Genomic DNA, 4,998 nt, shown 5'->3' with positions numbered 1-4,998 from the left:
ACTTTCTCTAAATAAGAAATTTTAAATTCTTTTTTAAAAACAAGGCGTTGAATAGATCGATTGATCATATAGATTTCTTTATTTCCAAGTGTGTTTCTAAATATAGTAATTTAATGAAAGAAAAAATCAATAAAATACTTTTTATATGTTATCTGTAAAATTAAAAATCTTAATAAAATAGAGTCTCTAGTTAAATTTTATAAAAAATCTCTGCTAATAAGCTATTTTAATTTGCTAAGAGCAAGATATAATATCTTTTAAGAAGCGTCTAGAGCAAGAAATAATTTATGAGAATTTCCATTACTGGTGGCGCAGGCTTTATTGGTTCAGCAGTTATCCGCTATCTCATTCAAAATACTCAACATGATGTATTAAATATTGATAAGTTAACCTACGCGGGTAATTTAGAATCTTTGTCTGATATTGAGCAGAATTCTCGATATTATTTTAATCAAATTGATATTTGTGATGCCACGGCTTTAGAGCAAGCCCTAAATAATTTTCAACCTGATGTTATCATGCACTTAGCCGCTGAATCTCATGTAGATCGTTCAATTGATGGTCCAGCAGCATTTATTCAAACCAATATCGTCGGAACCTATACACTCTTAGAAGCAACTCGAAAATATTGGTTAACATTAACCCAAGATAAAAAACAGCGTTTTCGATTTCATCATATTTCAACTGATGAGGTTTATGGAGATTTAAAGGGAACTACAGATTTATTTACAGAAAAAACTGCTTACGATCCTAGTTCTCCTTATTCTGCTAGTAAAGCCGGTTCGGATCATTTGGTTCGTGCATGGCATCGTACTTATGGATTACCAGTATTAATTACCAATTGTTCGAATAATTATGGTCCTTATCATTTTCCAGAAAAGTTAATTCCTTTGGTGATTCTGAACGCCTTAGAAGGTAAAAAATTACCCATCTATGGTAATGGTCAGCAAGTGCGGGATTGGTTATTTGTGGAAGATCATGCACGTGCTTTATATGTTGTAGCGACCCAAGGGATAGTAGGGGAAACCTATAATATTGGCGGACATAATGAAAAACAGAATATCGAGGTCGTTCGAACAATTTGCCAGATTTTAGATGAGCTTCAACCTAGAGCTGACCAGCAATCCTATGCTTCTTTAATCACTTTTGTTAAAGATCGTCCGGGACATGATCAGCGCTATGCAATTGATGCGAGTAAAATAAAAAATGAATTAGGTTGGGCACCAAAGCAATCTTTTGAAACAGGGATTCGTCAAACTGTAGAATGGTATTTGAGTCATTTGGATTGGTGCCATCGAGTGCAAGATGGGAGTTATCAACGCGAGAGATTAGGAGTACAACAATCATGAATACCAAGGGTATTATTCTCGCGGGTGGTTCGGGAACACGTTTATATCCGATCACAAAAGGGATATCTAAGCAGTTATTGCCTATTTATGACAAGCCGATGATTTACTATCCACTATCAGTTTTGATGTTGGCAGGAATTCGTGAAATTTTGATTATTACCACACCCGAAGATATTGAAAGCTTTAAACGCTTATTGGGTGATGGTTCTACTTTTGGTGTTGAGCTTAGCTATGCGATCCAGCCTAGCCCTGATGGTTTAGCACAGGCCTTTATTATTGGTGAAGATTTTATCGGGAAAAGTAACGTTTGTTTAGTATTGGGCGATAATATTTTTTATGGTCAAGGCTTCACCCCAATGCTTAAACAAGCACTTGCATGTAAACATGGCGCAACCGTATTTGGTTATCAAGTCAAAGACCCTGAACGTTTTGGTGTGGTCGAGTTTGATCAAAATAAGTGTGCTATTTCTTTAGAAGAAAAACCCAAGCAGCCAAAATCAAATTTTGCAGTCACAGGCCTTTATTTTTATGACAATGATGTCATTCAAATTGCTAAACAAGTTAAACCCTCAGATCGCGGTGAGCTTGAAATTACCACAGTCAATCAAATGTATCTGGAGCGAGGCGATCTTAATGTAGAACTACTCGGACGTGGTTTTGCTTGGTTAGATACAGGTACGCATGAAAGCTTATTACAAGCCGCACAATTTGTTGAAACCATTGAAAAACGTCAAGGTTATAAAGTGGCATGTTTAGAGGAAATCGCCTTTAACAATGGCTGGTTAACTTCAGCACAAATTTTAGAAATTGGTCAAAGCATGCGTAAAAATGACTATGGTCAATATTTAATTTCTTTGGTAAGTGAATGAAATGAGTTTAGTTCAATTAATCGATCTCCCCAATTTAAGTGATCCACGAGGTGGTTTGGTTGCATTAGAATCTAATCAGTCGATACCGTTTGAATTAAAGCGGATTTATTACATTTTTAAAACGAATGATCAGCAAGCTCGCGGTTTTCATGCACATAAAAATTTAAAGCAAATTGCTATTTGCTTACAGGGTAGTTGTAAATTTATTTTGGATAATGGCCATCACAAAGAAGAAGTTATCCTAAATTCTCCTTTAAAAGGCTTGTTGATTGAAAGTTTGATGTGGCGCGAAATGCATGACTTTTCAGAGGATTGTGTTTTATTAGTACTTGCTAGTGAATACTATGATGAGTCAGATTATATTCGCGATTATTCTGACTTTGTTAAAATAGCACATCAGCCCTATATTCATCCTTTAGCAGATGTGCAGAGTGTATACATTGGTGAAGACAGTCGAATTTGGCAGTATAGCGTGATTTTAGCACAAGCTGAAATTGGCAAGAACTGCAATATTTGTGCGCACACTTTAATTGAAAATGATGTAGTGATTGGGAATAACGTGACCGTAAAATCAGGTGTTTTTCTTTGGGATGGAATTACCATTCAAGATAATGTCTTTATTGGACCTAACGTTACTTTTACCAATGATAAACATCCACGCTCTAAACAATATCCAGAAGAATTTTTCAGAACGGTGATTGAGCAAGGTGCCAGTATTGGAGCGAATGCCACTATTCTACCTGGAGTTAAGATTGGTAAAAATGCAATGATTGGGGCGGGTGCAGTAGTCACTAAAGATGTACCTGAAAAAGCAATTGTGATAGGTAATCCCGCATTTATTAAAGGTTTTATAGAAGAATGATCCCATTTTTAGACTTAAAAAAAGTAAATCAACAATATAATGCTGAACTAAAAGCCGCCTGTAATCGCGTTATAGATTCGGGTTGGTATATTGGTGGTCAAGAACTTGAGATATTTGAACAAAATTTTGCAAAATATTGTGGTACTCAATTTGCAATTGGTGTGGCGAATGGTCTTGATGCACTCATCTTAGTCTTAAGAGCGTGGAAAGAATTAGGGCAACTCAAAGAGGATGATGAAGTTATTGTTCCTGCAAATACATATATTGCCAGTATCTTGGCGATCACTGCAAATAACTTAAAAGTGATATTGGTTGAACCCGATGTTAACAGCTTAAATATTTCTATTGAAGCTATTGAGCAAGCCATTACGCCAAAAACTAAAGTAATACTCGCAGTACATTTATATGGGCAGTTGGCTGATATGCCAAAAATTATACAACTTGCTCAGCAACATCATTTATTGGTGTTGGAAGACTCTGCACAAGCTCATGGTGCTGAAATTAATGGTGTTCGTGCTGGAAATTGGGGCGATGCATCAGGCTTTAGCTTCTATCCAGGGAAAAATTTGGGTGCTTTAGGTGATGCTGGAGCAGTCACTACCAATGATGTCGAATTAGCGAGTATGTTGAAAGCTTTGAGGAATTATGGCTCGCATGAGAAATATAAAAATTTAGTAGCAGGTGTAAACAGCCGTCTAGATGAAATACAAGCAGCAATGTTGGATGTAAAACTGAAATATTTGGATCAAGAAACGATTCATCGTCGTCAAATTGCAAATCTATATTTATCTAAAATAAAAAATACATATCTTAAATTACCTCTGAATCAGATTAATGCACTTGAATATAAAAAACATGTATGGCATTTATTCGTCATTCAAACGCAATACAGAGATCAACTGCAACAATATTTACTAGAAAATGGCGTTCAAACCTTAATTCACTATCCCATTCCTCCGCATAAACAACAGGCTTATACAGAATGGAATGATTTGAGTTTTCCTGTGACTGAACGCATCCATCAGCAAATATTAAGTTTACCGATGGGCTCGACTTTAGGTTTACATGAAGCTGAAAAGGTTGTAAGTTTATGCAATGCTTTTTTCCCAATAGAAAAAGATTAGTCAATATAATGTTAAATCCTTTATGTAGTATTATTGTTGCGGCATATAATGAAGAAAATAATATTCGTCAATGTTTGGATTGCTTAGTAAATCAAACATATGAAAATATCGAAGTGATCATTGTTGATGATGGGTCTATTGATCAGACATCATCAATTATCCATATGTATCTCCAAAAGTATTCTTATATTAAATATTTTTATCAAGAAAATGCTGGTGCTTTAGCTGCGAGAAAAATGGGCTTAGATCATGCAAACAGTGAGTTTGTTACCTTTTTAGATTGTGATGATGAATTTCATTTAGATACAGTCGAAAAATCGATGAAAGGATTTGAATATGATGAAATTGATATTGTTCTTTTTGACTTATGTACATCTGTTGATGCAACAAATGAAAGTTTTAAAAAGTTTGACTATTTTACCGATAAAAAAATTATTGATGGGAAGGATGCATTCATAAATTGTATTGGTCAATGGGGGATGCATGGTTTGGGGATTTATAGAAAAGATGTGTTCGTTAAAGCAAATAATCGTTATCTAAAAGAAAATAATCAAAATTTTGTAAATAATGATGAAGTCGTAACAAAATTATCTTTTTATTATGCTAATAAAATAAAATTAAGTGATGCTGCTTATTTGTATAGGTTTAATGCTAACTCTGTTACTAGAGGGATTAATAAAAACTATGTTTTTATTTTAGAAAATACATTAATTTTTGAAGAAATTTGTAAAAAAGAAGAAGTTTTTTTTAACTATAATCAAGTGCTTTTTGATGATATTAGATATGTTTATTAT

Annotated in this window: 4 protein-coding genes and 2 pseudogenes; all 6 read left to right on the top strand. The window is 34.3% G+C overall.

Annotation, left to right across the window (positions count from 1 at the left end; genetic code table 11):
* The first annotated feature begins 287 nt into the window (after positions 1-287).
* Positions 288-1,349, top strand: a complete 1,062-nt coding sequence (gene rfbB / locus SE27_RS11905) for a dTDP-glucose 4,6-dehydratase (protein ID WP_039623631.1) — start codon at positions 288-290, stop codon at positions 1,347-1,349.
* Entirely contained in the window at positions 1,346-2,218 is an 873-nt protein-coding gene (gene rfbA / locus SE27_RS11900) for a glucose-1-phosphate thymidylyltransferase RfbA (protein WP_039623630.1), read from the top strand. The genes rfbB and rfbA overlap by 4 nt, the downstream gene beginning before the upstream one ends.
* A gap of 1 nt (position 2,219) precedes the next feature.
* Positions 2,220-2,849, top strand: a pseudogene (locus tag SE27_RS13700) (WxcM-like domain-containing protein); the annotation flags it as partial.
* 63 nt (positions 2,850-2,912) lie between these two features.
* Positions 2,913-3,077: pseudogene (locus SE27_RS14265) on the top strand (DapH/DapD/GlmU-related protein); the annotation flags it as partial.
* Positions 3,077-4,204 carry a DegT/DnrJ/EryC1/StrS family aminotransferase gene (locus SE27_RS11885; protein WP_039623629.1) on the top strand — a complete coding sequence of 376 codons (1,128 nt, stop codon included), beginning with the start codon at positions 3,077-3,079 and terminating at the stop codon, positions 4,202-4,204. The pseudogene SE27_RS14265 and the gene SE27_RS11885, both read left to right, overlap by 1 nt.
* A gap of 8 nt (positions 4,205-4,212) precedes the next feature.
* The coding region (locus SE27_RS13550) for a glycosyltransferase family 2 protein (RefSeq protein WP_052251739.1) at positions 4,213-4,998 on the top strand (786 nt) is incomplete at its 3' end.

Source organism: Acinetobacter harbinensis, assembly GCF_000816495.1.
GTDB classification, from domain to species: Bacteria; Pseudomonadota; Gammaproteobacteria; order Pseudomonadales; family Moraxellaceae; genus Acinetobacter; species Acinetobacter harbinensis.
This window is presented reverse-complemented; position numbering and strand designations above follow the sequence as displayed.

Excerpts from the sequence above, each read along its gene's own strand:
- SE27_RS11885 (WP_039623629.1), top strand. The coding sequence starts at position 3,077 with ATGATCCCATTTTTAGACTTAAAAAAAGTAAATCAACAATATAATGCT.
- rfbB (WP_039623631.1), top strand. The coding sequence starts at position 288 with ATGAGAATTTCCATTACTGGTGGCGCAGGCTTTATTGGTTCAGCAGTT.
- rfbA (WP_039623630.1), top strand. The coding sequence starts at position 1,346 with ATGAATACCAAGGGTATTATTCTCGCGGGTGGTTCGGGAACACGTTTA.